Annotated in this window: 21 protein-coding genes; 12 read left to right on the top strand and 9 right to left on the bottom strand. The window is 57.2% G+C overall.

Translation table 11 applies throughout. The features are described from left to right. Positions 1-59: 59 nt before the first annotated feature. From araD to rluA, 4 genes are all read left to right on the top strand, one after another. Complete coding sequence (araD, locus tag BV390_RS14780) at positions 60-755, top strand: L-ribulose-5-phosphate 4-epimerase (RefSeq protein WP_032689502.1); 696 nt, start codon at positions 60-62, stop codon at positions 753-755. A gap of 181 nt (positions 756-936) precedes the next feature. After that, a complete protein-coding gene (polB, locus tag BV390_RS14775; RefSeq protein WP_085397064.1) occupies positions 937-3,294 on the top strand; it encodes a DNA polymerase II in 2,358 nt (785 codons plus the stop codon). Positions 3,295-3,482: 188 nt separating this feature from the next. Then, positions 3,483-6,389, top strand: coding sequence for an RNA polymerase-associated protein RapA (gene rapA / locus BV390_RS14765; protein WP_032689505.1), 2,907 nt, complete (start codon positions 3,483-3,485; stop codon positions 6,387-6,389). A 12-nt stretch (positions 6,390-6,401) separates the two neighbouring features. Further along, positions 6,402-7,061 carry a bifunctional tRNA pseudouridine(32) synthase/23S rRNA pseudouridine(746) synthase RluA gene (gene rluA, locus BV390_RS14760; protein ID WP_032689506.1) on the top strand — a complete coding sequence of 220 codons (660 nt, stop codon included), beginning with the start codon at positions 6,402-6,404 and terminating at the stop codon, positions 7,059-7,061. Positions 7,062-7,179: 118 nt separating this feature from the next. On the opposite strand, the gene citX is transcribed toward rluA, so the two are convergent. After that, positions 7,180-7,710 (bottom strand): citrate lyase holo-[acyl-carrier protein] synthase, encoded by a 531-nt coding sequence (gene citX, locus BV390_RS14755; RefSeq protein ID WP_064384848.1) that lies wholly within the window; start codon positions 7,708-7,710, stop codon positions 7,180-7,182. 170 nt (positions 7,711-7,880) lie between these two features. Continuing rightward, positions 7,881-9,245 (bottom strand): 2-hydroxycarboxylate transporter family protein, encoded by a 1,365-nt coding sequence (locus BV390_RS14750; RefSeq protein ID WP_032689508.1) that lies wholly within the window; start codon positions 9,243-9,245, stop codon positions 7,881-7,883. A gap of 451 nt (positions 9,246-9,696) precedes the next feature. Here BV390_RS14750 and BV390_RS14740 point away from each other — a divergent pair, with 451 nt between their 5' ends. Both BV390_RS14740 and BV390_RS14735 read left to right on the top strand, forming a co-directional pair. Further along, entirely contained in the window at positions 9,697-11,322 is a 1,626-nt protein-coding gene (locus BV390_RS14740; protein ID WP_064384846.1) for an ATP-binding protein, read from the top strand. Continuing rightward, entirely contained in the window at positions 11,312-12,010 is a 699-nt protein-coding gene (locus tag BV390_RS14735; RefSeq protein WP_032689511.1) for a response regulator, read from the top strand. Before BV390_RS14740 ends, BV390_RS14735 begins: the two co-directional genes overlap by 11 nt. A gap of 30 nt (positions 12,011-12,040) precedes the next feature. On the opposite strand, the gene djlA is transcribed toward BV390_RS14735, so the two are convergent. Then, entirely contained in the window at positions 12,041-12,868 is an 828-nt protein-coding gene (gene djlA, locus BV390_RS14730) for a co-chaperone DjlA (protein ID WP_032698180.1), read from the bottom strand. A gap of 244 nt (positions 12,869-13,112) precedes the next feature. Between djlA and lptD the strand changes: the two genes are divergently transcribed. From lptD to apaH, 6 genes are all read left to right on the top strand, one after another. Further along, positions 13,113-15,458 (top strand): LPS assembly protein LptD, encoded by a 2,346-nt coding sequence (gene lptD, locus BV390_RS14725; RefSeq protein ID WP_015585172.1) that lies wholly within the window; start codon positions 13,113-13,115, stop codon positions 15,456-15,458. A gap of 54 nt (positions 15,459-15,512) precedes the next feature. Further along, positions 15,513-16,799 (top strand): peptidylprolyl isomerase SurA, encoded by a 1,287-nt coding sequence (gene surA / locus BV390_RS14720; protein WP_032689512.1) that lies wholly within the window; start codon positions 15,513-15,515, stop codon positions 16,797-16,799. 119 nt (positions 16,800-16,918) lie between these two features. After that, positions 16,919-17,908: a 4-hydroxythreonine-4-phosphate dehydrogenase PdxA gene (pdxA, locus tag BV390_RS14715; protein WP_064384844.1), complete on the top strand. Its 990-nt coding sequence runs from the start codon at positions 16,919-16,921 to the stop codon at positions 17,906-17,908. Next, on the top strand, positions 17,905-18,726 hold the full coding sequence (gene rsmA, locus BV390_RS14710) for a 16S rRNA (adenine(1518)-N(6)/adenine(1519)-N(6))-dimethyltransferase RsmA (protein WP_004857784.1): 822 nt from the start codon (positions 17,905-17,907) through the stop codon (positions 18,724-18,726). Before pdxA ends, rsmA begins: the two co-directional genes overlap by 4 nt. A 2-nt stretch (positions 18,727-18,728) precedes the next feature. Continuing rightward, positions 18,729-19,106 carry a Co2+/Mg2+ efflux protein ApaG gene (gene apaG / locus BV390_RS14705; protein ID WP_004857782.1) on the top strand — a complete coding sequence of 126 codons (378 nt, stop codon included), beginning with the start codon at positions 18,729-18,731 and terminating at the stop codon, positions 19,104-19,106. Positions 19,107-19,110: 4 nt separating this feature from the next. Beyond that, a complete protein-coding gene (apaH, locus tag BV390_RS14700) occupies positions 19,111-19,959 on the top strand; it encodes a bis(5'-nucleosyl)-tetraphosphatase (symmetrical) ApaH (protein WP_032689513.1) in 849 nt (282 codons plus the stop codon). Between the two features lie 82 nt (positions 19,960-20,041). On the opposite strand, the gene folA is transcribed toward apaH, so the two are convergent. From folA to BV390_RS14665, 6 genes are all read right to left on the bottom strand, one after another. Continuing rightward, complete coding sequence (gene folA, locus BV390_RS14695) at positions 20,042-20,521, bottom strand: type 3 dihydrofolate reductase (RefSeq protein WP_004857778.1); 480 nt, start codon at positions 20,519-20,521, stop codon at positions 20,042-20,044. Between the two features lie 197 nt (positions 20,522-20,718). Continuing rightward, the gene (gene kefC / locus BV390_RS14685) at positions 20,719-22,584 is read right to left on the bottom strand and encodes a glutathione-regulated potassium-efflux system protein KefC (protein ID WP_064384842.1); all 1,866 of its coding nucleotides are present in this window, start codon (positions 22,582-22,584) and stop codon (positions 20,719-20,721) included. Further along, positions 22,577-23,107, bottom strand: coding sequence for a glutathione-regulated potassium-efflux system oxidoreductase KefF (gene kefF / locus BV390_RS14680; RefSeq protein WP_032697241.1), 531 nt, complete (start codon positions 23,105-23,107; stop codon positions 22,577-22,579). Before kefF ends, kefC begins: the two co-directional genes overlap by 8 nt. Positions 23,108-23,202: 95 nt before the next feature. Further along, on the bottom strand, positions 23,203-24,507 hold the full coding sequence (locus tag BV390_RS14675) for an MFS transporter (RefSeq protein ID WP_032689516.1): 1,305 nt from the start codon (positions 24,505-24,507) through the stop codon (positions 23,203-23,205). Positions 24,508-24,579: 72 nt separating this feature from the next. Further along, entirely contained in the window at positions 24,580-25,530 is a 951-nt protein-coding gene (locus BV390_RS14670) for a 2-hydroxyacid dehydrogenase (protein ID WP_077267068.1), read from the bottom strand. A 210-nt stretch (positions 25,531-25,740) separates the two neighbouring features. Then, positions 25,741-26,733, bottom strand: a complete 993-nt coding sequence (locus BV390_RS14665) for a LacI family DNA-binding transcriptional regulator (RefSeq protein WP_032689518.1) — start codon at positions 26,731-26,733, stop codon at positions 25,741-25,743. Positions 26,734-26,990 lie beyond the last annotated feature (257 nt).

The following is a 26,990-nucleotide window of genomic DNA, read 5'->3' as shown; positions in this document are numbered from 1 at the left end:
CCTACAAACTGCGGTTTGGTAGGCCGGGTCAGGGAAGCGCCATCGGCAAGGAGAACGCAATGCTCGAAGCCTTAAAGCAGCAGGTGCTTGACGCTAACCTGGCCCTGCCGAAACACAATCTCGTCACCCTCACCTGGGGCAACGTTAGCGCCGTCGATCGCGAGCGCGGCGTGCTGGTGATTAAGCCATCGGGCGTCGACTACAGCGCAATGGGCGCCGACGATATGGTGGTGGTGAGTCTTGAAAGCGGCGAGGTGGTCGAAGGGAAAAAGAAACCCTCTTCAGATACACCGACCCATCGCCTGCTCTACCAGGCCTTCCCGTCATTGGGCGGGATTGTCCATACCCATTCGCGCCACGCCACCATCTGGGCGCAGGCCGGGCAAGCGATTCCGGCGACCGGTACCACCCATGCCGATTATTTCTATGGCCCGGTGCCCTGCACCCGCCTGATGACCGATGAGGAAATCAACGGCGAATATGAGTGGGAAACCGGGCGCGTCATCGTCGAAACGTTCCGCGAACAGGGCATTGATCCGGCGCAGATGCCCGGCGTGCTGGTGCATTCGCACGGCCCCTTCGCCTGGGGGAAAAACGCCGAAGATGCGGTACATAACGCTATCGTGCTGGAAGAGATCGCCTATATGGGGATTTTCTGCCGCCAGCTGGCGCCGCAGCTGCCCGCGATGCAGCAAACGCTGCTGGACAAGCACTACCTGCGCAAACACGGGGCCAAAGCCTACTACGGCCAGTAAGCCTCGCCTCGCCGGTCGCGCTGCGCTTACCGGGGTAACCTCATTCTACCCCGCAGCCCGGATAAGGCGTCCCGCGCCGACATCCGGGATTTCCCCGGTCGCGCCATACCTGTATAAAACCCCAGCATTATCAGTTGAACCAGGCTATAATCAGGCCTGGTTTATTTGATGAGAGCACGGCGTGACCCAGCCACGAGAAGGTTTCTTACTGACCCGTCACTGGCGGGATACCCCGCAGGGCACCGAACTGTCCTTCTGGCTGGCGACAGACGACGGCCCGCTTCAGATCACCCTCCCGCCGCAGGAGTCGGTGGCGTTTATTCCCGAGGCGCAACGCGCCCAGGCAGAACGCCTGCTACAGGGCGAAAACGGCCAACGCCTTGCCCCGCTCAGCTTAAAAGACTTCCACCGTCAGCCGGTTTTTGGCCTCTATTGCCGCGCGCATCGTCAGCTGATGCGTCTGGAAAAGAAGCTGCGTGAAAACAGCATCACCGTCTATGAAGCCGATATCCGCCCGCCGGAACGCTACCTGATGGAGCGCTTTATTACCGCTCCGGTTTGGGTCGAAGGCGACGCGCGCGGGGCGCAGTTGGTCAACGCCCGCATGAAGCCCAACCCGCACTACCGGCCGCCGCTGAAGTGGGTGTCGCTGGATATTGAAACCAGCCGCCACGGCGAGCTGTACTGTATCGGGCTGGAAGGCTGCGGGCAACGGGTGGTCTACATGCTCGGGCCGGAACCGGCGACCTCTCCCGCCGTCGATTTCCAGCTGGAGTACGTCTCCAGCCGCCCGCAGCTGCTGGAAAAACTCAACGCCTGGTTTGCCGAACACGACCCGGATGTCCTGATCGGCTGGAACGTTATCCAGTTCGACCTGCGGGTCCTGCAAAAGCATGCCGAACGCTATCGCATTCCGCTGATGCTCGGCCGTGGGAATACGGAACTGGAGTGGCGCGAACACGGCTTTAAGCAGGGCGTCTTCTTTGCCCAGGCCAACGGCCGGCTGATTATTGACGGTATCGAAGCATTGAAATCGGCCTTCTGGAACTTCTCCTCTTTTTCCCTTGAGGCGGTAGCGCGTGAGCTGCTCGGCGAGGGGAAAGCGATAGATAATCCCTGGGATCGGATGGACGAAATCGACCGCCGCTTCAACGAAGATAAACCGGCGCTGGCGACCTATAATCTGCAGGACTGCGAGCTGGTCACGCGTATCTTCCATAAAACGGAGATCATGCCGTTTCTGCTCGAGCGGGCCACGGTCAACGGCCTGCCCGCCGACCGCCACGGTGGTTCCGTTGCCGCCTTCAGCCATCTCTATTTTCCACGCATGCACCGGTTGGGTTACGTCGCCCCTAACCTGGGCGAAGTGCCGCCGCAGGCCAGTCCCGGCGGTTACGTCATGGACTCGCGCCCCGGTCTCTATGATTCGGTGCTGGTTCTGGATTATAAAAGCCTCTACCCTTCGATTATCCGCACCTTTTTGATCGACCCGGTCGGGCTTATCGAAGGGATGGCTCAGCCGGACAATGCGCACAGCACCGAGGGTTTTCTCGGCGCCCGTTTCTCGCGGCAGAGCCATTGTCTGCCGGGGATTGTCGGGCAAATCTGGCACGGCCGCGATGATGCCAAACGGCACCAGAATAAACCCCTTTCTCAGGCGCTGAAGATCATTATGAACGCCTTCTATGGCGTGCTCGGCACCAGCGCCTGTCGTTTTTTCGATCCCCGTCTGGCCTCTTCTATCACCATGCGCGGGCATGCGATTATGCGCCAGACCAAAGCGCTGATTGAGTCGCAGGGCTATGACGTTATCTACGGCGATACCGACTCCACCTTCGTCTGGCTTAAACGTCCTCATCGCGAAGAAGAGGCGACGCAAATCGGCCGCTCGCTGGTCGCTTTCGTCAACGACTGGTGGGCCGCTGAGCTGAGTAAAGACCAGCTCACCAGCACTCTCGAGCTGGAGTTTGAAACCCACTTCAGCCGCTTTTTAATGCCGACCATTCGCGGCGCCGATACCGGCAGTAAGAAACGCTACGCCGGAATGATTCAGGAGGGAGAGGCGCAGCGAATGGTCTTCAAAGGACTGGAGACGGTGCGCACCGACTGGACGCCGCTGGCCCAGCAGTTCCAGCAGGAGCTGTATCTGCGCATTTTCCGCCACCAGCCCTATCGCGACTATATTCTGGAAACCATTGCTAAGCTGATGAGCGGTGAGCTCGACGATCGTTTGATCTACCGTAAGCGCCTGCGCCGCCCGCTGGCCGAATACCAGCGCAACGTGCCGCCGCATGTCCGCGCCGCACGGCTGGCCGATGAGCAAAACGTCAGGCTGGGCAGGCCGCAGCAGTACCAGCAGCGCGGCAGCATCCAGTATGTCTGGACCACCAGCGGCCCGGAGCCGGTGGATTATCAGCTGTCGCCGCTCGATTATGAGCACTATTTGTCAAAGCAACTTCAGCCGGTCGCGGAAGGAATACTTCCCTTTGTCGACGATGATTTTGCTACAATAGTAACAGGGCAACTGGGGCTATTTTGATTTCCTCGCCATTTCAATTTCCAGCCACCATATCTGCAAATTGAAGGGCGACGAGGACGTGACGAACGCGCTGCCATCCAGTAATATAGCGCCCTTTCCATTCCTGGACCCAATCTTGATCTCTCTCTGGCTTGCCTGGAGAAGATTAACTATTGCCTGCAATTTAAGAACACAAGAGCTGAACATATATGCCTTTTACACTTGGTCAACGCTGGATTAGCGACACAGAGAGCGAACTGGGATTAGGGACGGTAGTTGCGCTGGATGCGCGCATGGTGACCTTGCTTTTCCCCGCCATCGGCGAAAACCGTCTGTACGCGCGCAATGATTCCCCGATCACCCGCGTGATGTTTAACCCGGGTGATACCATCACCAGCCATGAAGGCTGGCAGCTCCAGGTTGACGAAGTTAATGAAGAAAACGGCCTGCTGGCCTACACCGGTACCCGTCTCGATACCGAAGAAACCAACGTCACGCTGCGCGAAGTGCTGCTCGACAGCAAACTGGTGTTCAGCAAACCGCAGGACCGCCTGTTCGCCGGTCAGATCGACAGGATGGACCGTTTTGCGCTGCGCTACCGCGCCCGCAAATACCAGAGCGAGCAGTATCGGATGCCGTGGAGCGGCCTGCGCGGACAGCGCACCAGCCTGATTCCCCACCAGCTGCATATCGCCCATGATGTCGGCCGTCGCCACGCGCCGCGCGTCCTGCTGGCCGATGAAGTCGGTCTGGGTAAAACCATCGAAGCCGGGATGATTCTGCATCAGCAGCTGCTTGCCGGCGCCGCCGAACGCGTGCTGATCATCGTCCCGGAAACCCTGCAGCATCAGTGGCTGGTCGAGATGCTGCGCCGCTTCAACCTGCGTTTCTCGCTGTTTGACGATGAGCGTTATGCCGAAGCCCAGCACGATGCCTATAACCCGTTCGAGACCGAACAGCTGGTGATCTGCTCGCTGGATTTCGTGCGCCGCAGCAAGCAGCGCCTGGAACACCTGTGCGATGCCGAATGGGACCTGATGATCGTCGATGAAGCGCACCACCTGGTGTGGAGCGAAGAGGCGCCGAGCCGCGAATATCAGGCAATCGAGCAGCTGGCCGAACGTGTGCCGGGCGTGCTGCTGCTGACCGCGACGCCGGAACAGCTGGGTATGGAAAGCCACTTCGCCCGTCTGCGCCTGCTGGATCCCAACCGCTTCCACGATTTCGAGCAGTTCGTTGAAGAACAACAGAATTACCGCCCGGTGGCCGATGCCGTCGCCCTGCTGCTGGCTGGCAACAAGCTGAGCGATACCGAGCTGAACACCCTCGGCGATCTGATCGGCGAGCAGGATATCGAACCGCTGCTGCAGGCCGCTAACAGCGATCGCGACGACGCCCAGGCCGCTCGCCAGGAGCTGGTCTCGATGCTGATGGATCGCCACGGCACCAGCCGCGTGCTGTTCCGTAATACCCGTAACGGCGTCAAAGGCTTCCCGAAACGCGAGCTGCACACCATTCGTTTGCCGCTGCCCACCCAGTATCAGACGGCGATTAAAGTCTCCGGCATTATGGGTGCGCGTAAAACCGCGGAAGAGCGCGCGCGCGACATGCTCTATCCGGAGCAGATTTATCAGGAATTTGAAGGTGATACCGGTACATGGTGGAACTTCGACCCGCGCGTTGAGTGGCTGATGGGCTATCTCACCAGCCACCGCTCGCAGAAAGTGCTGGTGATCTGTGCGAAAGCGGCCACCGCCCTTCAGCTGGAGCAGGTTCTGCGCGAGCGCGAAGGGATCCGCGCAGCGGTCTTCCATGAAGGTATGTCCATCATTGAGCGCGACCGTGCCGCCGCATGGTTCGCCGAAGAAGATACCGGCGCCCAGGTGCTGCTGTGTTCTGAAATTGGCTCCGAAGGCCGTAACTTCCAGTTTGCCAGCAACCTGGTGATGTTCGATCTGCCGTTCAACCCGGATCTGCTGGAGCAGCGTATTGGCCGTCTCGACCGTATCGGTCAGGCGCACGATATTCAGATCCACGTTCCGTATCTGGAAAGAACCGCGCAGTCCGTACTGGTTCGCTGGTACCACGAAGGGCTTGATGCGTTTGAACATACCTGCCCGACCGGTCGCACCGTGTACGACAGCGTGCACAACGAACTGATTAATTATCTTGCCGCACCGGAAACCAGCGAAGGCTTCGATGAGCTGATCAAAGCCTGCCGCCAGCAGCACGATGCGCTGAAAGCGCAGCTGGAACAGGGGCGCGATCGCCTGCTGGAGATTCACTCCAACGGCGGCGAACAGGCGCAGAAGCTGGCCGAAAGCATTGAAGAGCAGGATGACGATACCAACCTGATCGCCTTTGCCATGAACCTGTTTGATATTGTCGGCATCAACCAGGACGATCGCGGCGAAAACCTGATCGTGCTGACGCCATCCGACCATATGCTGGTTCCGGACTTCCCGGGTCTGCCGGAAGACGGCTGCACCATCACCTTTGAACGTGATGTCGCGCTGTCCCGCGAAGATGCGCAGTTCGTCACCTGGGAGCACCCGCTGATTATCAACGGTCTGGACCTGATCCTTTCCGGCGATACCGGCAGCAGCACTATCTCACTGCTGAAGAACAAAGCGCTGCCGGTCGGTACACTGCTTCTGGAGCTGATTTACGTGGTGGAAGCTCAGGCGCCGAAGCAGCTGCAGCTTAACCGCTTCCTGCCGGCGACGCCGGTGCGCATGCTACTGGATAAAAACGGCAATAACCTCGCCGGTCAGGTGGAGTTTGAAAGCTTCAACCGCCAGCTGAGCGCCGTCAACCGCCATACCGGCAGCAAACTGGTCAACGCGGTGCAGCAGGACGTGCATGCGATCCTCCAGCTCGGCGAGGCGCAGGTTGCCAAAGCCGCGCAGGCGCTGATCGACGCGGCCCGCGATGAAGCCAACGACAAGCTGTCGGCGGAACTCTCTCGTCTGGAAGCATTAAAAGCGGTTAACCCGAACATCCGCGACGATGAACTTGCTGCGATTGAGAGCAACCGTCAGCAGGTGATGGACGCGCTGGCGCAGGCGGGCTGGCGTCTCGATGCGCTGCGCTTAATCGTGGTCACCCACCAGTAACGGAACGCGAATATGGCGATGGAAAACTACAATCCGCCACAGGATCCCTGGCTGGTTATCCTCTATCAGGATGAGCACATCATGGTGGTCAACAAGCCGAGCGGCTTGTTGTCCGTCCCGGGGAGACTGGAGGAGCATAAAGACAGCGTGATGACGCGCGTTCAGCGCGACTTCCCGCAGGCCGAGTCGGTGCACCGCCTCGACATGGCCACCAGCGGCGTGATTGTGGTGGCACTGACCAAAGCGGCGGAACGCGAGCTGAAGCGTCAGTTTCGCGAGCGTGAGCCGAAGAAGCAGTACGTCGCCCGCGTGTGGGGACATCCGGAAAAAGCGGAAGGGCTGGTGGATTTACCGCTCATCTGCGACTGGCCGAACCGGCCAAAGCAGAAGGTGTGTTACGAAACCGGCAAAGCGGCACAAACTGAGTATCACGTGCTGGAGTATGCGGACGATAACAGCGCCCGCGTGCGCCTGAAGCCGATTACCGGTCGTTCTCATCAGCTGCGCGTGCATATGCTGGCGCTGGGCCATCCGATTCTTGGCGATCGCTTTTATGCGACGCCAGAGGCGCTGGCGATGGCGCCGCGGCTGCTGCTGCACGCCGAAACGCTGACCATTACCCATCCGGCCTTCGGCAACGCGATGACCTTTCGCGCGCCCGTCGATTTCTGAATGCCGGTATTCCCGGCGCAGCCTAACCCGTAAGCCCTGGAAGCCGCGTGCGACCGGGATATGGCCCCGGATGATGCCTTAGCGGCTTATCCGGGCGACATATTCACGATTTCATCCGTTAATCGCGGGCAAACCACCCATCGATCATCTGCTCAACGCGAGCGACAACCTCTTCGGCATCATGGCGATGCAGGCTCTCACAGGTCTGAGCGGCGTCATCGCACAGCAGGCAACGACGAGTGCCTTCATCCTGTACCAGGCCCCCTTGTTGCGGACAAATCACCTCGATATTCCATAAGCGGCCAAGCGGATGCGTCTGCAGCAGCTCCGTGCATAGCGCATTGACTTCGCTGGCAGGATGCTCAACGCACCACAGCGCCTCCGGCCCGGTTGGCAACCACAGCACCTGACGGTCCAGCGTTTTCCAGCGGCGTTTCCACAGCAGCTGGTCGCAGGCCTGCAGCGCCACGCCCATCATATTGCGATAGCGGATGCTGTCTTTTACCACGCCCGGCGTCACCAGCGTCAGCGCAATAACCGGTTGTTGATAATGGCCGAGCCACTCGGCCTGGCGGGCTGCACGCTGCGCTTTCGTCGCCAGCTCGGTTTCTACGCTGGCGCCCGCACGGGCGGGAGTATCCACAGACATTAATTCCTCTCCTTCACTTGATAAAATGACGGCGGCAAAGCCGCCGTCGCGATAGCGGATTACGCTGCTGATTGTATCGCTAAACGAACAGAATTTAGGACACAGGACAAAGAAATTTTCTTCGTCCTGTGGAGGAAAATTGCAGATTTTCCTGTTAGCGCAGAGCTAAATCATGCAAGGAAATGACTGAGGAACAGCAGACCCAATGAAACATTAATCGCGCCGCCGATACGGGTGGCGATTTGGGCGAACGGCATCAGGCTCATGCGGTTGCCGGAGGTCAGAATTGCCACATCGCCGGTGCCTCCCTGACCACTCTGGCAGCAGGAGACAATCGCCACATCAATCGGGTGCATACCAATCTTTTTACCCACCAGGAACCCGGTCGCCACCAACGCGGAGACGGTACTGACGATCACCAGCAGATTCGTTATCGTAAAGGCGTTCACCAGCTCCTGCCACGGCGTAATGGCGACGCCCACGGCAAACAGAATCGGGTAGGTCACCGCGGTGCGGAAGAATTTGTAGACCATCTGCGACCCTTCCTGCAGGCGCGGCGAGACGCCGTTAACCAGCTTGAGCAGTACCGCCAGAAACAGCATACCCACCGGCGCTGGTAAACCGGTCATTTTCTGTCCCAGCATTCCCAGCATATACAGCAGCACCGCCAGAAGAGCGCCGGATGCCAGCGTCGTCACGTCGGCCTTGCCGCCGGATGTCTCAACGTCGTCTGCACGATGCGTTTCATTGCTGCGGTTCGGCATCAGCTGGCCTTCACCGGTCAGGTGCGGGAAGCGCTTGCCCAGTTGGTTCAGGCAACCGGCAATCACTATTGCCGTCAGGCTGCCCAGCATCACCATCGGTAACACGCGGCCTAATGCCACGCCCTGATCCATATGCATCAGGGCGGCATAGCCGATTGACAATGGAATCGCCCCCTCTCCTACGCCACCGGCCATAATCGGCAGCACGATAAAGAAGAACACCTGAAACGGCTCCATCCCCAGAGCCGTACCGACGCCGATGCCCACCAGCATGCCAACGATTTCACCGCACAGCATCGGGAAGAAGATACGCAGAAAGCCCTGAATCAGGGTCGTGCGGTTCATGCTCATAATGCTGCCGACGATAATGCAGCAGATATAGAGATAAAGAATATTGGTCGATTTGTAGAATTTGGTCGTGGATTCCACCACCACGTCCGGCAGCAGACCGTAATGTACCAGCGCGGAAGGGATAAAGGTGGCGCAGATCGCGGCCGCGCCCAGTTTACCGAGGATCGGCAGACGCTTGCCAAACTCACCGCAGGCAAAACCGAAAAAGGCCAGCGTCGCGACCATGACCACGATATCGCTCGGCAACTTTCCGCCCAGACAGTCGAGGGCGATCAATCCACCGGCCAGCAGGAACAAAGGCAGCGGGATAATCCCGACTTTCATATTATCCATCACGTGCCACCAGCGTTGTTTCAAGGTGGCTTTCGGGGTGTCGATGGGATCGAGGGTCGCAGAGAATGCATTGTCAGTGGTGCTCATAGGTTTGGCCCTTTCGTTATTATTCATTTTTGAGATTAGGGGGCCTGATGCAGACTTAATGTGAGGCGTGACGAATTAGAAATGAAGTTTTAATGGTCATTATGGTTTTTATGGTTTCTATTCCAGGGCGTGATATCTCTCTGATTTATTAGCGTGGTTTTTATGGTTTTTATCGCCAGGCCCGTGCGGAATCGGACAAAGAGCGGATCGGCAACGCCTCGCCACCACTGACCACAGCGGGCTCCGGCGGATTGAGTGACCGCCGGCTTGCTCGTCCGCCGGGCGATCTGGCGGAATGGGCGGCCTGCCGCGGCGTCTTGATAAATCATCGTCAGTAGATGATTCTGGTTTCTCATCGCCTGCGGTAACGCTCACCACGTTCCCGCCTAACCCATGTCGGCACCAGGACAATGTGACAGTTCCGGCGCCGTAGAGACGTTGCACACGACTTATGAAGGTTTCCTTTCAATTTAAGCTGTTTATTTCGCTGGTCGCCTTTTTCTCCGTATTATTCGCGCTGCTGGGCGTCTATTACTACATTGATGCCAGCCATCAGCTGTATCAGGAAATGAGTACCCGCGCCAAAATACAGGCTGAAGAGATCGCGCTGATGCCGGATTTACGCCAGCAGGTTATCGAGGAAGACCCGCAGTCGCTAACGTCATTTATGCAAAAAATCGCCGCCCGCAGCGACGCGAGCTTTATTGTCATTGGCAATGCGCAGGGCGTACATCTGTTTCATTCCGTCCACCCGGAGTGGGTCGGTACCCGGCTGGTGGGCGGTGATAACCAGGCGGTGCTGGAAGGGAAAAGTATCACCACTATCCGTAGAGGAGGGCTCGGGGTGTCGCTGCGCAGCAAGGCGCCGATCTTCGACACCTCCGGCCGGGTTGTGGGCATCGTCTCCGTGGGCTACCTGACCAGTTATCTCGATAGCATCACGCTGACAAAGGTCATTAATATCTTCATCGCCGCCGTGCTGCTGCTGATCGCGCTGTTTATTTTTTCCTGGTATTTTACCCGCAGCATTAAAAAACAGATTTTTTCGCTGGAACCGCGAGAAATCGGCCTGCTGGTGCGTCAACAAAAGGCGATGATGGAATCAATCTATGAGGGGGTTATCGTTATCGATCGCCACCGGCGTATCGAGGTGATCAACCACGCCGCGCGCAGCCTGCTGGGACTGAGCCAGCCCGCGCGTCTGCTGCGCGGTCAATCGATCGATAGCGTCATCGCCCCGCAGCCCTTTTTCGCCAGCGGTGAAATGCTGGAAAACGACACTCACGATGAGCTGTGTCGCTTCAACCAACTGACCGTACTCGCCAGCCGGGTGCGTATCATGCTGGAGGAGTCGCTGCAGGGCTGGGTGATTACTTTCCGCGATCGTGACGAAATCAACTCCCTCAGCGCCCAGCTAAGCCAGGTTAAACGCTATGTTGATAACCTGCGCATCATGCGCCATGAACAGCTGAACCGAATGACCACCCTCTCCGGCCTGCTGCATATGGGTCACTATGACGAAGCGATTCGCTATATTCAGGCGCAGTCAGAACACGCGCAGGAGCTGCTGGACTTTATCTCTTCCCGTTTCAGCTCGCCAACGCTCTGCGGCCTGCTGCTGGGTAAGGCGGCCCGCGCCCGCGAAAAAGGGGTGGCGCTCAGCTTTGACCCCGCCTGTCAGCTCGACCGGCCGCTGCCTTCATTAATTGAATCGGAGCTGATTTCGATTATCGGCAACCTGCTGGATAACGCGATTGAAGCCACCCAGCGCGCCGAGCTGCCGCACGAACCGGTGGAAGTGCTGATTCAACTGAATGCCCGCGAGCTGATGATTGAAGTTGCCGACCGCGGCATCGGCATTGACCCGGCTATCCGCGATCATATCTTTGAACGCGGCATTACCACCAAAACCCGTGGCGATCACGGTATCGGCCTGTATCTTATTGAACATTATGTGACACAGGCTGGCGGCACCATTGAAGTCGCCGATAACTCACCGCGCGGCGCGATCTTTACCCTGTTTATCCCCGCCGACGGCCCTGTTCATTCCCGACACGAGGCGAACTATGCATCATGATCTGGTCGATGTGTTGATCATCGAAGATGAAAGCGAACTGGCGAGGCTGCATGCCGAGCTGATTCAGAAGCATCCGCGTATGCGGCTGACAGGCATGGCCGCCTCCCTCTCCCAGGCGCGGCAGATGCTCAATAGCCAACCGCCGCAGCTGATACTGCTCGATAACTATTTACCTGACGGTAAAGGGGTCACATTGATGACCGACCCGATTCTGGCAGAGGCCAACTGTTCGGTGATTTTTATTACCGCCGCCAGCGATATGGAAACCTGTAGCCAGGCGATTCGCAACGGCGCCTTCGACTACATTCTTAAACCCGTCTCCTGGAAGCGCCTGAGCCAGTCGCTGGAGCGTTTTGTGCAGTTTTACGATCAGCAGCGAGAATGGAAAATCGTCGATCAACAAAACGTTGATTCGCTGTACCAGCTGCAGGCGAAGAACTATCGCGCCGATAGCGGCAGTAAAGGGATCGAGGAGAAGACGCTGGCGCTGGTGCAGAATCTGTTCAACGGCCGGGAAGAGCACAGTTTTTCCGTGGATGAGGTGGTGAACGATGCCGGGTTAAGTAAAACCACCGCCCGCCGTTACCTGGAACACTGTGTGGAAATCGGTTATCTCGAAGTCGAGATGTTGTACGGAAAGATTGGTCACCCGCGACGGATGTACCGACGCGCTCAGCGCGCATCATGAGGCCTCTCCCGCCAGGGAGAGGCCTGCGGCTCAGAACCCGCGCTGCTCTTTGATCAGCTCCCAGGCCTTCTGAATATCCTGTGCTTTCTGCTTCGCCATCTCCATCATTTCCGGCGGCAACCCTTTTGCCACCAGCTTATCCGGATGGTGCTCACTCATCAGCTTGCGATAGGCGCGCTTCACCGTCGCGGCATCATCGGTAGGCTTCACCCCCAGCACGTTGCATGCATCTTCCAGCGTGGGTCCGCGCTGCGCCTGCTGCCAGCCGGCATTTCCACCGCCCTGGCCGTAAGAGCCTTGCTGAGAACCGCCGCCAAACTGAGCGCCGCCCTGCATCATTCGCAGGAACTGCTCGAACTGCGCGCGGGAAATCCCCAGCTCATCGGCAATCACAAACAGAACTTCACGTTCATTAGGATGTAATTCGCCATCGGCGAAGGCCGTCTGCAGCTGAATTTCCAGAAACATCCGAATCAAATCGAAGCGCCCGAAACAGACGCTGCGCAGCTGGCGCATTTTTTCACGCAGCGGATAATCATCGGATTTCCCCACGCGAAAGGCCTGCTGTGCCGCCGTACGCGACTCGCCATGCAAATTCATGCGATCCATCAGGATGCTGGCGACATGAATATCGGCTTCGGTGACGCGACCTTTGGATTTGGTTAAATGGCCCATCACCTCAAAGGTGGTGGAGAAAAACAGCGCCTGCCGCTCCTGCTGATTGGCAAACACATTGATACGGCGGCTTCGCGCCCGGTCAAATATATGGCCGACCAGCAGGCCCAGCACCAGTCCCCAAAAGCCTGCGCCCATCATCAGCGCGACCGCAACCCCAATTATTTTTCCCAAATACTGCATAGACTCCCCAATCTTTACGCCGCCAGTTAAGCTATATATGACCGCACGTTACAAAGCGCTGACGCTTAGGTCAATTGTGGGACATAGCCTATATTTTGCTTTATCATACTCGTCATTCTACACGGTGCCTAACGCTCGGGATTCAAACCGGCAGGATTAACACTAGCGCGATGAAGATGAGTACGTTAGGCTCTGACCGTTTGCAAGCCGCTGCCACAAGATGACGGAACAACAAATACAACGTATGAAAAAACGTATTCCCAGCCTCCTGGCCACCATGATCGCCAGCGCCTTGTATAGCCAACAAGGCCTCGCCGCCGATCTCGCCACGCAATGTATGCTTGGCGTACCAAGCTATAATCGTCCCCTCGTTGAAGGTCAAACTAACGAGCTGCCGGTGACGATCAACGCCGATCATGCGAAGGGCAATTATCCTGATAATGCCGTATTTACCGGTAATGTTGATATTAACCAGGGTAATAGCCGTCTCCAGGCGGATGAAGTCCAGCTTCATCAGCAGCAGGCTGCTGGCCAGCCGCAACCCGTTCGCACGGTTGACGCGCTCGGCAACGTTCACTATGACGATAATCAGGTTATCCTGAAAGGCCCGAAAGGCTGGTCAAACCTGAACACCAAAGATACGAATATCTGGCAGGGCGATTACCAGATGGTTGGTCGCCAGGGCCGCGGTACCGCCGACCTGATGAAACAACGCGGCGAAAACCGCTATACCATTCTGGAAAACGGCAGCTTTACCTCCTGTCTGCCGGGTTCTGACACCTGGAGCGTGGTTGGTAGCGAAGTGATCCACGACCGCGAAGAGCAGGTCGCAGAAATCTGGAACGCCCGTTTCAAACTCGGCTCGGTCCCTGTTTTTTATAGCCCCTACCTGCAGCTGCCGGTGGGCGACAAACGTCGTTCAGGCTTCCTGATTCCTAACGCCAAATACAGCACCAAAAATGGCGTAGAGTTTTCACTGCCGTACTACTGGAATATCGCGCCAAACTTCGACGCCACCCTGACGCCGCACTACATGAGCAAGCGTGGCGGCGTGATGTGGGAAAACGAATTCCGCTATCTGACCAAAGCGGGCGCGGGTCTGTTCGAATTTGACTACCTGCCGTCCGATAAAGTCTACCAGGACGATCACTCCAGCGACAGCAACAGCCGCCGCTGGTTGTTCTACTGGAATCATTCGGGTGTCATTGACCAGGTATGGCGCCTTAACGCCGACTACACCAAAGTCAGCGATCCGGACTACTTTAACGATTTCAGCTCGAAATACGGCTCCAGTACCGACGGCTACGCCACGCAGAAATTCAGCGCGGGCTACGTCAACCAGAACTTCGACGCCACCGTGTCAACGAAACAGTTCCAGGTCTTCAACCGTGAGTCGAGCAACTCCTACGCCGCTCAACCGCAGCTGGACGTAAACTATTACCAGAACGATGTCGGTCCGTTCGATACCCATCTCTATGGTCAGGCGGTGCACTTCGTCAACACCAACGGCAACATGCCGGAAGCCACGCGCGTTCACTTCGAGCCGACCATCAACCTGCCGCTGTCTAACGGCTGGGGCAGTATTAATACCGAAGCCAAACTGCTGGCGACCCACTACCAGCAAAGCAACCTCGACAATTACAATTCCACCAATAATGCGGACTTAAAAGAGTCTGTTAACCGCGTCATGCCGCAGTTTAAAGTCGACGGTAAAATGGTCTTCGAGCGCGATCTGCAGGAGGGGTTCACCCAAACCCTGGAGCCGCGCATGCAGTATCTGTATATCCCGTATCGCGATCAGAGCCAAATCGGTTCCTATGACTCCACGCTGCTGCAGTCAGACTACAGCGGCCTGTTCCGCGACCGTACCTACAGCGGCCTGGACCGTATTGCTTCCGCGAACCAGCTCACTACCGGCGTGACCTCGCGCGTATATGATTCCGCCGCCGTTGAACGTTTTAATATTTCCGTTGGTCAAATCTATTATTTCACCGAGTCCCGGACCGGTGATGACAACATCAACTGGGAGAACAACGACACAACGGGTTCACTGGTATGGGCCGGCGATACTTACTGGCGCATCGCTGATAACTGGGGTTTACGCGGGGGAATTCAGTACGATACGCGTCTGGATAACGTCGCTACCGGTAACGGCACCGTGGAATACCGTCGCGATGAAAACCGTTTAATACAGCTTAACTATCGTTATGCCAGCCCGGAATACATTCAGGCCACGCTGCCGTCGTACTCCACCGCTGAGCAGTACAAAAATGGTATTTCTCAGGTGGGCATGACCGCCAGCTGGCCGGTTGTCGATCGCTGGTCGGTGGTCGGTGCATACTACTTTGACACCAATACCAGAAAGAGCGCCGACCAGATGTTAGGGGTCCAGTATAACTCCTGCTGCTACGCGATTCGTCTCGGCTATGAACGCAAGATCAACGGCTGGGATAGTAACGGCAACGGCGAGAGCAAATACGATAATACCTTTGGCATCAACATTGAGCTACGTGGCCTGAGCTCCAACTACGGTCTCGGCACTCAGCAGATGCTGCGTTCGAACATTTTACCGTACCAGAACTCCCTGTGATGTGGCTGGTTTAAAACGTAATCCGCATTTGCGGTTAATTGAAATGGAAAAAGTATGAAGAACTGGAAAACGCTGCTTCTCGGTATCGCCATGATCGCGAATACCAGTTTCGCTGCCCCACAGGTTGTCGATAAAGTAGCGGCTGTCGTCAATAATGGCGTTGTTCTTGAAAGCGACGTCGATGGCTTATTGCAATCGGTTAAGCTCAATGCTGGCCAGGCCGGTCAACAGCTGCCGGATGACGCGACCTTACGTCATCAGATCCTCGAAAGACTGATCATGGACCAGATCGTTCTGCAGATGGGCCAGAAGATGGGCATGAAAATCACTGACGATCAGGTCGATCAGGCGATTGCCAACATCGCGAAACAGAACAACATGACCATGGACCAGATGCGCAGCCGTCTGGCCTATGACGGTCTCAACTACAACACCTACCGTAACCAGATTCGTAAAGAGATGCTGATTGCGGAAGTGCGCAACAACGAAGTCCGTCGTCGCATTACCGTGCTGCCGCAGGAAGTCGAATCGCTGGCGAAACAGATTGGCGATCAGAACGATGCCAGCACCGAGCTGAATCTTAGCCACATCCTGATTCCGCTGACAGAAAACCCGACCTCCGACGACGTAGCGAAAGCGCAGGAACAGGCTAACGCGATCGTTGAGCAGGCGCGCAGCGGCGCTGACTTCGGCAAACTGGCTATCACCTACTCTGCCGACCAGCAGGCGCTGAAAGGCGGCCAGATGGGCTGGGGTCGTATTCAGGAACTGCCGGGGATCTTCGCCCAGGCGCTGAGCACCGCGAAGAAAGGTGATATTGTCGGCCCGATTCGCTCTGGCGTCGGCTTCCATATCCTGAAAGTGAACGATATGCGCGGCGGCAGCAAGAACATCTCCGTCACCGAAGTTCACGCGCGTCACATTTTGTTGAAGCCATCGCCGATCATGAATGACGATCAGGCGCGGGCTAAGCTGGAGCAGATCGCCGCGGATATTAAGAGCGGAAAAACCACCTTCGCTAAAGCAGCAAAAGAGTTCTCTGAAGATCCGGGTTCCGCAAACCAGGGCGGTGATTTAGGCTGGGCAACGCCTGATATCTTCGATCCGGCGTTCCGCGATGCGCTGATGCGTCTGAACAAAGGCCAGACCAGCGCGCCGGTTCACTCCTCCTTCGGCTGGCACCTGATTCAACTGATGGACAGCCGTCAGGTAGACAGAACCGACGCCGCGCAGAAAGACCGCGCGTACCGGATGCTGATGAACCGTAAGTTCTCTGAAGAAGCGGCAACCTGGATGCAGGAACAACGCGCCAGCGCTTACGTCAAAATTCTGAGCAACTAATATCACGGCCTCATACACAACGGCACTCAGGGTGTATTGAGGCGGCAAGCCGTCGAGCCCGGATAACTCACGATGTGAGCGGACCCGACGGCGTTGCCAACAGAAAGACGTCCTGAAGGATGAAGTGTATGAATCGAGTTGTTATCACTCCCGGCGAACCCGCCGGTATCGGCCCCGACCTTGTTGTACAGCTTGCGCAGCGCGACTGGCCGGTAGAGCTGGTGATTTGCGCCGACGGCGCCCTGTTATCCGGCCGAGCTCAACAGCTCGGTTTTCCTTTATCTCTCCTGCCCTACGATCCTTCTCTTCCCGCAGCGGCACAACGCGCTGGCACTCTGACGCTCCTCCCGGTCGCGCTGAACGCCCCCGTCGAACCCGGCGTGCTGAACGTGCGCAACGGAAGCTATGTGGTTGAGACGTTGGCTCGCGCCTGCGACGGCTGCCTGAGCGGCGAATTTGCGGCGTTGATTACCGGGCCGGTCCATAAGGGCAATATCAACGACGCGGGGATCGCTTTTACCGGCCATACCGAGTTCTTTGAAGAGCGCGCCCACGCCAGCAAAGTGGTCATGATGCTGGCGACGGAAGAACTGCGCGTCGCCCTGGCAACCACTCATCTGCCGCTGAAAGCGATCAGCGACGCGATCACCCCGGATTTGCTCCGTGAAGTGATAACGATTCTGGACCACGATCTGCGCCATAAATTCGGTATCGCCCGGCCGCACGTGCTGGTCTGCGGTCTGAACCCCCACGCCGGCGAAGGTGGACATATGGGGACGGAAGAGATCGATACGATTATTCCCGTGCTGGAAGAGATGCGCGCCCGGGGGATGAATCTGAGCGGCCCGCTGCCGGCAGATACCCTTTTCCAGCCCAAATATCTCGACAATGCCGATGCGGTACTCGCGATGTACCACGATCAGGGCCTTCCCGTGCTAAAATACCAGGGCTTTGGCCGTGGCGTGAACATTACGCTCGGTTTACCTTTTATTCGCACCTCTGTTGACCACGGTACCGCGCTTGAACTGGCGGGCCAGGGAAAAGCGGATGTCGGCAGTTTTATCACGGCGCTTAATCTCGCCATCAAAATGATTGTTAATACGCAATGAATAATCGAGTCCATCAGGGCCACTTAGCCCGTAAACGCTTCGGGCAAAACTTCCTCAACGATCAGTTCGTGATCGACAGCATTGTCTCGGCCATTAACCCCCAGAAAGGGCAGGCAATTGTCGAGATCGGTCCGGGCCTGGCGGCGCTGACCGAGCCGGTCGGTGAACGCCTGGACGCACTTACCGTTATCGAGCTGGATCGCGATCTGGCCGCTCGTCTGCAGACGCATCCGTTCCTCGGGCCGAAGCTGACCATTTATCAGCAAGATGCCATGACCATGAACTTCGGCGAGCTGTCGCAGACTATGGGTCAGCCGCTGCGCGTGTTCGGCAACCTACCGTACAACATCTCGACGCCGCTGATGTTCCATCTGTTCAGCTATACTGATGCCATCGCCGACATGCACTTTATGCTGCAAAAAGAGGTCGTCAATCGCCTGGTTGCCGGACCGAACAGCAAGGCGTATGGTCGACTGAGCGTTATGGCGCAGTATTACTGCCAGATTATCCCGGTACTCGAAGTGCCGCCGGGCGCCTTTACGCCGCCGCCTAAAGTGGATTCCGCCGTTGTGCGTCTGGTGCCTTACCGCACGCTGCCGCACCCGGTGAAAGAGGTTCGCGTGCTGAGCCGAATCACTACCGAGGCCTTCAACCAGCGTCGTAAAACGATTCGTAACAGCCTCGGCAACCTGTTCAGCGTTGAGGTACTGACCGAGCTGGGCATCGACCCGGCAAAACGTGCAGAGAATATTTCCGTGGCGCAATACTGTCAGCTGGCTAACTGGCTATCTGACAACTCGCCCACCAAGGAGAGCTAACCATGATTAATTCGCCTCGAGTTTGCGTGCAGGTGCAAAGCGTCTATATCGAATCGCAGTCTTCCCCGGAAGAAGAGCGCTACGTTTTCGCTTATACCGTCACGATTCGCAATCTGGGGCGGACTCAGGTTCAGCTTCTTGGCCGCTACTGGCTTATCACCAACGGCCACGGTCGTGAGACTGAAGTGCAGGGTGAAGGGGTTGTCGGCGAACAGCCGCATATTCCCGCAGGCGGTGAATTCCAGTATACCAGCGGAGCCGTCATTGAAACGCCGCTGGGCACCATGCAGGGACATTATGAAATGATCGATGTGAACGGCGCGCCGTTCTCGATCGATATCCCTGTTTTCCGTCTCGCAGTACCAACGCTCATTCACTAAAACAATGTCTACATACCTTATTGGCGACGTTCACGGTTGCTACGATGAACTGCTCGCATTATTAAAGCAGGTGGAGTTTACCCCAGGGAACGATACGCTGTGGCTCACGGGCGATTTAGTCGCACGCGGCCCGGGTTCGCTGGAGGTTTTGCGCTACGTTAAATCTCTTGGCGATAATGTGCGTCTTGTCCTCGGCAATCACGATCTGCACCTGCTGGCCGTCTTCGCCGGCATCAGCCGCAACAAACCCAAAGATCGCCTGAAATCGCTGCTCGAAGCCCCGGATGCCGACGAGCTGCTCAACTGGCTGCGCCGTCAGCCGCTGATGCAGATTGATGAAGAGAAAAAGCTGGTGATGGCCCATGCGGGTATCACGCCACAATGGGATCTGGAAACGGCAAAACAGTGCGCGCGCGATGTTGAAGCCGTGCTTGCCAGCGACTCCTATCCGTTCTTCCTCGACGCGATGTATGGCGATATGCCGAATAACTGGAGCCCTGAGCTGAGCGGTCTCGCCCGCCTGCGCTTTATCTCCAATGCCTTTACCCGTATGCGCTACTGTTTCCCGAACGGGCAGCTGGATATGTATGCCAAAGAAGCGCCGGAAAACGCCCCTGCGCCGTTAAAACCGTGGTTTGCCATTCCCGGCCCGGTGAGCAACGAGTACAGCATTGTGTTTGGTCATTGGGCTTCGCTGGAAGGCCGCGGTACGCCGGAGGGGATATACGCCCTCGATACCGGCTGCTGCTGGGGCGGGGATCTCACCTGCCTGCGCTGGGAAGACAAGCAGTACTTTACTCAGCCCTCAAACCGGCAGAAAGAGCCTGACGAAGGCGAGGCGGTCGCCTCCTGAAAAAAATCCCGGATAACGGTAAGCGCTATCCGGGATATCATCATGTTGCCCCGGCCAACGCTACGCGCTGCCCGGAATGCCATCAGCGACGTTCGAGAATCTCGAAGCAGTAGCTATGCGAGTTCTGCGCATCGGCATCGTGAAATTCGCTGAATACCGACTCCCACTGGTCCGGATCGTAGTCCGGGAAATGGGTATCCCCTTCCACTTCGGCATCAATGTGCGTCAGATAAAGCTTCCGGGCCTTCGGCAGGAACTGCTCATAGACACGACCGCCGCCGATCACCATTATCTCTTCAACGTCGCCGCAGGCGGCGATCGCTTCATCAACCGACTTCACCCACTGCACGCGATCGTCGGTGCCCGGCTGGCTGCTGATAACGATATTCTTACGCCCCGGCAGCGGGCGACCAATAGACTCCCAGGTCAGACGCCCCATCACCACCGGCTTGTTTAAGGTATTACGTTTAAACCAGGCGAGATCGGCAGGCAGGTCCCATGGCATGGCGTTTTCCATACCAATGACGCGATCTACCGCTAACGCCGCAATCAGACTGATCATTGAAAATTTCCCGAATGCAAAAAATTGCCGCCACTATACGTAAAGCGTAATACTTCGTCGACTGCGCGGAGAGTAAAGAATAAGAAAATTTTCGGATTTGCAGGCGGGCCCACGTAAGCTACGTGAGCCGCCTGCTGAGGATCTAAATTGAAAACAAAATGTTAACTGTAAACAAAACGTAACGGCAGCCTCACGACTCAGGCAGAAGGTTTACTCTCCGGTTCATCGGCAATATCTCCGGTGTGTCTCCCCTCTTCCGTTCCCTGCCAGCCATGCCGCTGAACCAACGACAGATGATTGCGATCCTCGTTAATAATGGTGGTCAGCATGTCGCTGGTGCGTTTAAAGACCGCCAGGCGGGAAGCCGCGTCGTTTTCCGCCATCGCCACCATCTCCTCCACCATTTTCTGGTTGAAGCGACGAAACAGGTCGGCGCGCTCGCGCGCTTCATAAGCGCCGAGGCCCAGAGCCTCCAGCGCCGTTCGCCCGGATTTCAGCGCCGCCTCGAAGGTTTCACGCTCCGGGGCCTCCACGCCGGCCTGACGCAGCTGGATATAGTGATCCACATCGCGGGCGCGGGAGATAATCTGCAGATGCGGGAAATGCTCTTTTGCCAGCTCAACCAGCTGCAGACTGACCTGCGGATCGTCAATCGCATTGATCAGCACCTCGGCTTTTGCCGCCCCCGCAGACTCCAGCATATCCACGCGCGTGGCATCGCCGTAAAACACTTTCATATCAAATTTACGCAGCGTATCCACGTGGTCAGGATCGTGATCGAGGATCACCATCTTCACCCCGCCGGAGAGCAGCACACGACCGGCGATCTGCCCGTAACGGCCGAAGCCGGCGATAATCACCCGCGGCTGCTCTTCATCAATCTCATCCGCTTCGCGTTCCTGGCCGCCGGATGATTTCTCCAGGCGGGTCAACAGCACCAGCAGGATCGGCGTTGCCGCCATTGACAGCGCCACCGCCAGCGTCAACGCTTTCGCCCAGTCGCTATCCAGTACGTCGGCCATCTGCGCCGTGCCGAAGACCACAAAGGCAAACTCACTCCCCTGCCCCAGCAGAACCGCAAACCAGCGGCGCTGGGCGCGCGGCACCCCGAGCGGCTTCGCAATCAGCCACAGCATCGCGCCTTTAATGATCAGGAAGCCGACCAGTAAAACCAGAATGCGCAGCGGATGGCTCATCAGGGTACCGAAATCAATCGACATCCCGACGCCAATGAAGAACAGCCCCAGCAGCAGCCCCTTAAACGGCTCGATGTCGCTTTCCAGCGCGTGGCGATATTCCGAGCTCGCCAGCAACACGCCGGCGAGGAAGGCCCCCATCGCCATCGACAGTCCAACCTCCTCCAGCAACAGGCCAAAGCCGAAGACCAGGAACAGGGCTACGGCGCTGAACACTTCGCGCAGACCGGAACGGGCCACGAAGCGCAGTACCGGACGGGTCACATAGCGGCCGAGCGCCACCACCAGGACCAGCGCGCCAGCCACCTTAAGCGCGGACAGGGCAAATGCCGCCAGCGTCGTGGAGCCACCGCTGGCGGCCAGCAGCGGGATCATCGCCACCAGCGGGATCGCCGCGATATCCTGAAACAGCAGGACGGCAAATGCGCTCCGCCCCAGCTGTGAGACCGTCAGATTACGTTCGTTCATCGCCTGCATGGCGATCGCCGTCGACGACAGCGCCAGCGTCATGCCGATTAGCTCCGCCACCTGCCAGCGCATCCCCAGCAACATGCAGAACAGGCCAATCAGCGCGCCGCACACCACCATCTGCAAGGCGCCGCCGCCAAACACCGACGCGCGCAGCTTCCACAGGCGCTGCGGGTCGAGTTCCAGACCAATGACAAACAGCATCAGGACCACGCCGATTTCGGCAAAGTGCAAAATCGCCTCGGCGTCGGTCACCAGCCTCAGCCCCCACGGCCCGATAATACAGCCGGCAATCAGATAGCCGAGCACCGACCCCAAACCAAGGCGCACGGCGATCGGCACAATCAGCGCGGCGGATCCCAGATAAATCAGCGCCTGTATCAGCGTATGGCTATCCATGATGCGTCTCCTGCCATTCGATCAGGCGTTGTCGGTAGCGGCGCGCCTGCGCCTGAAGGGTTTCATCGTCGCAGATAAACGTGCAGTGCATGGCGAAAGGTGGCAGCCACTTCATTCCACAGTACAGACCGGTCGCCTGGAGCGGTTGGGAAAGCACATCAAACCCGGGAAATGCGCCGATATCAAAGTGGCTCTCGCCGCCGCCGGTGGTCACCGCCCACAACAGCGATTTACCGCGCAGGGCGATGCCGTTATGCCCGTAGGCCCAGCCGTGCGACAGCACTTTATCCATCCACAGTTTCATTAGCGGCGGCACACTGTACCACTGCATCGGATGCTGCCAGATAATCAGCTCGGCTCGCGCCAGCGCCGCCTGTTCGGCGGCGACGTCGATATTAAAATCGGGGTAAAGTTGATAGAGGGAGCGTATTTCTACGCCATCCAGCGTCCTTGCCTGCTCAAGCATCCGCTTATTCGCATGCGAGTGATGCGGATAGGGATGGGCATAAATTATCAGAATCATTGATTAGCCTGCGTTAACTCTCGTTGTAATCAGCAAGAGTGTAGTCAGTTAATCGAAGTGCTTACAATCACAACCTGCTTTTATCTCAATACCCTTCAGGCATTTCGCGGCTGCTTGCTGACGACGGCAGCGGGCTCGCCGATCTCAAGATCGCAGCGTTTCGGCAGCAGGAAGGTCATGGTCCCGGCGATGATGAGCGATCCTGCCAGCGCGCAGACCGCCACGTTCTGGCCATACAGATAGATCATCACCCCAACCAGATAAGGACCGCAGAAGCCGCCGAGATTGCCCAGGCCGTTAATCACACCCCGTGCGCTACCGGCGACTTCCGCGGCCGCGATACGCCCCGGCATCGACCAGAACGGGCTGGTCGCCGACTTAAGGAAGAAACCGCAAATCACCAGCGCAATATAGGCCGCCACAACGTGCTCACGCAGTACCACCGAGGCCACCAGCGCCGCAGCGAAGCTGTAGAGCGAGAAGCGTACCCACAGGCGACGTTTGCCGCTGCGATCGCTGAACAGCGAAATCACATAAATGCCCGCCAGCGTGGCCACAAACGGCAGCACCGCCAGGAAGCCGACGCTGGCCATACTGCCGCCGGTCAGGCCCTTCAGAATAGTCGGCAGCCACAGGGTGTAACCGTAATCGCCGGTCTGATAAAAGAAGTTAAGGATAACCAGTTTCATCAGCCCGCTATTGCGGAAAACATCTTTGACCGGTGCATTGCTGACCGCATCTTCCGCCAGCTTTGCCGCCCGCTCTGCGGCCAGCGTGGTAACCAGATAGTGGCGCTCTGCCTCCGGCAGCCAGCGCGCCTCTTCCGGACGGTCGCTGATCATAAACCACCACACCGCCAGCACCACCACGGACAGCAGGCCTTCGATAATAAACAGCCAGCGCCAGTCGAGCGCGGCAATAATCGCCCCGGAGACCGGTGCGGTCAGCATGCCGCCCAGCGGAGCAAACATCATGACGAAGGCATTGGCCCGCCCCAGCTCTTTTTCCGGGAACCAGTTGCTGACCATCGTCAGCACCACCGGTAGCATCCCGCCTTCGGATACGCCGAGAATAAAGCGCAGCACCAGCAATTGATATTCATGGGTCACAAAACCGGTGGCAATCGACACCACCGCCCAGGCCATCAGCGACCACGCAATAAAGCGTTTACCGCTGCCATTTACCGCAATACGCCCGCCGGGTATTTGCAGAAATAAATAACCAATAAAAAATATTCCGCTGGCCACACCGGCCATTTGACTGGTAATACCTAAATCAGCTTCCATGCCACCGGGCAAAGCAAAACTAATATTCACCCGATCCATAAACGAAATAATACAGGCAATCAACACCGGCGTGATAATACGCAGCCAGCGGGTGCTGGGAATTTTATCATTCATATTTCGTACTCTCTATGCAGAGGTTATTGTTGTCATTAAATTAGAGCCGGGCACAGAAATAAGAGATGGACATTAATTAATGGCATTCGGCAATACGTTACCGGAGAAATAAGCGGTGACGTTTGCAAAAACCACTTCGCTCATTTTCTGTCGGGTTTCATGGGTGGCGCTGGCCACGTGCGGTTGCAACACCACATTATCCAGCGCGATCAATGCTGCCGGGACATGAGGCTCATCTTCAAAAACGTCGAGGGCAGCGCCGGCGATAACACCGTTTTGTAACGCCTGAATCAACGCCTTTTCATCCACCAGCGAACCGCGAGCGATATTAATCAGCCACGCATGTTTCGGCATGACGTTGAAGACTGAAAAATCGATCAGCCCGCGGTTTGCTTCACCGCCGGAGGCGGCAAGCACCAGAAAATCACTCTCATGGGCCAGGGTATGCAGATCGGCGCACCACTGGTAATCCAGCCCCGGAACCGGTTTACGGTCATGGTAAAGCACCTGCATATCGAAACCGCGGGCGCGGCGGGCAATCGCCTGACCAATATTGCCCATCCCCAGCAGGCCGATACGTTTACCGCTCACCTGGGTGGCCAGCGGCATGCCCCCCTTCTCCCAGCGGCCTTCTCGTACAAAACGATCGCCCTGACACAGATTGCGGGAACCGGCCAGCAGCAGCCCCATTGCCAGGTCCGCCACGTCGTTAGTCAGCACGCCGGAAGTGATGGAAACCTGAATCTGCCGGGAGCGAACATACTCTAAATCCACCGCATCGGTGCCCACGCCGAAAATGGCAATCAGACCCACGTGCGGCAGCAGTTCGAGGACGCTGTTCTGCACTCCGATATCCCCTCGGGTGACAACGGCTGCAATATTCTCTCCCTGCTCACGCAGAAAACCGATGGGATCCTCCTGCTCGTACAGACGCAGCAGCGGGAAGTCGGCCGCCAGCTGTTCCTGCAAGGCATCAATAACGGGGGCCACTAAGAGGATGGCGCGGGTAATAGTACTCTTCATCAGATCACCTGTTTGACGGTTCATTACGACGGTAGCCACTATCAAACGGTTTTTTAGCCGAACGTTTTGCGATCTGCATCACGCTGAATCGTGTTAAAAATTGCTGTTACGGTGTCCGTGATCGCTAAGACAAAAACCCGGTTTTACGCGGGGACAAGCGACGAAGCATTAACGTTCTGCTAACAGGGCTGCGCCGCCGTTCAGGCAGGATTAAATGGTTTCGCCCATCGACAGGCGATAGTGCAGATCGACTTTCTCTATGGTTGGTAGTCCTTTGATTTTCTTAATTAAAATCTCAGTGGCCACCTTACCCATTTCATAACGTGGGGTCAGAACGCTTGCCAGCCGCGGGGTGACGATCTGGCCAATCTCCAGACCATGAAAACCGGCGATCGCCAGCTCCTGCGGCACCGCGATACCCGATGCAAGGCACTCCTGTAACACGCCCACCGCCAGGTCATCATTAGTGCAGAGAATCCCGTCCATAGCGGCGTACATCTGTCGCGCCAGATTCATCATGCCGGTGCCAATCGACACCGACGACACCTTATTGGGGGCAATGCGCCCCGTCGGCAGTCCGGCATTCTCCATCGCCTGACAATAGCCGGCGTAGCGCTGCTCATCGCGGACATCGGACATCGACCCAAAATAGATAATGTGCCGCTTGCCGCTCGCCAGCAGCATCGTGGTCATGTCAAAACCGGCTTTGAAGTTGTCAAACCCGACGTTGATTCGCCCCGGGTTCTCCGCCAGTCCCATCACCTCCGCGATCGGGATTTTCGCCGCATTGAGGTATTTGTCCGCCCGCAGCGTATGGAGCGACTCAGTCAGCAGCAAGCCTTTGACATGAAAGGCCAGTACGGCGGCAATCTGCTCCTCTTCACGCTGGCGGTCGTAATCGTAATTGACCACCAGCGTCTGATAGCCATGAGCCGCGGTCACCGACTCGATGCCGGCCAGCAGGTCGGCGAAGATTTGATTATGAAAAGAGGGAATCAGCACGCCGATGCGCGGGACGGCGACGCTGGTCATCGCCGGATTGTCGGGATCGGGCTCGTAACCAATTTCCGCAATCACGCTGGCGATACGCTCCGCCGTCTCCGGTTTTACTTTATCCGGCGTACGTAAATAGCGGCTGACGGTCATTTTGGTTACGCCAGCCAGCGCTGCAATATCATTGAGCGTAATGCGTTGTGCTTTCATCTATCGACCCGTCAAATACATCCACTGCATCAGGCCATTATGCCTGCCGCTGAAGAAAAAGAGAATCGAACCCTTCCCCCGTTAACCCCTTGAGCAGCGGTAATTTCCACGCGGCTTCACGTTTAACGTAACCCCTTTTCGTAACACTATTTTGAGTGATCTCCATCACAGATTTAAGCGGCGAAAATCCGTGATATAGAGCACAGGTTGTTGCGGTTTGTTTTTTGCCAGTCAGGAATTAAAACGCCCAGCATCAT

It is taken from the genome of Klebsiella sp. YJ, assembly GCF_002108615.1.
In the GTDB taxonomy this organism is placed as follows: domain Bacteria; phylum Pseudomonadota; class Gammaproteobacteria; order Enterobacterales; family Enterobacteriaceae; genus Klebsiella; species Klebsiella planticola.
The sequence above is the reverse complement of the archived record's forward strand: the minus strand, read 5'-3'. Positions and strand labels throughout refer to the sequence as shown.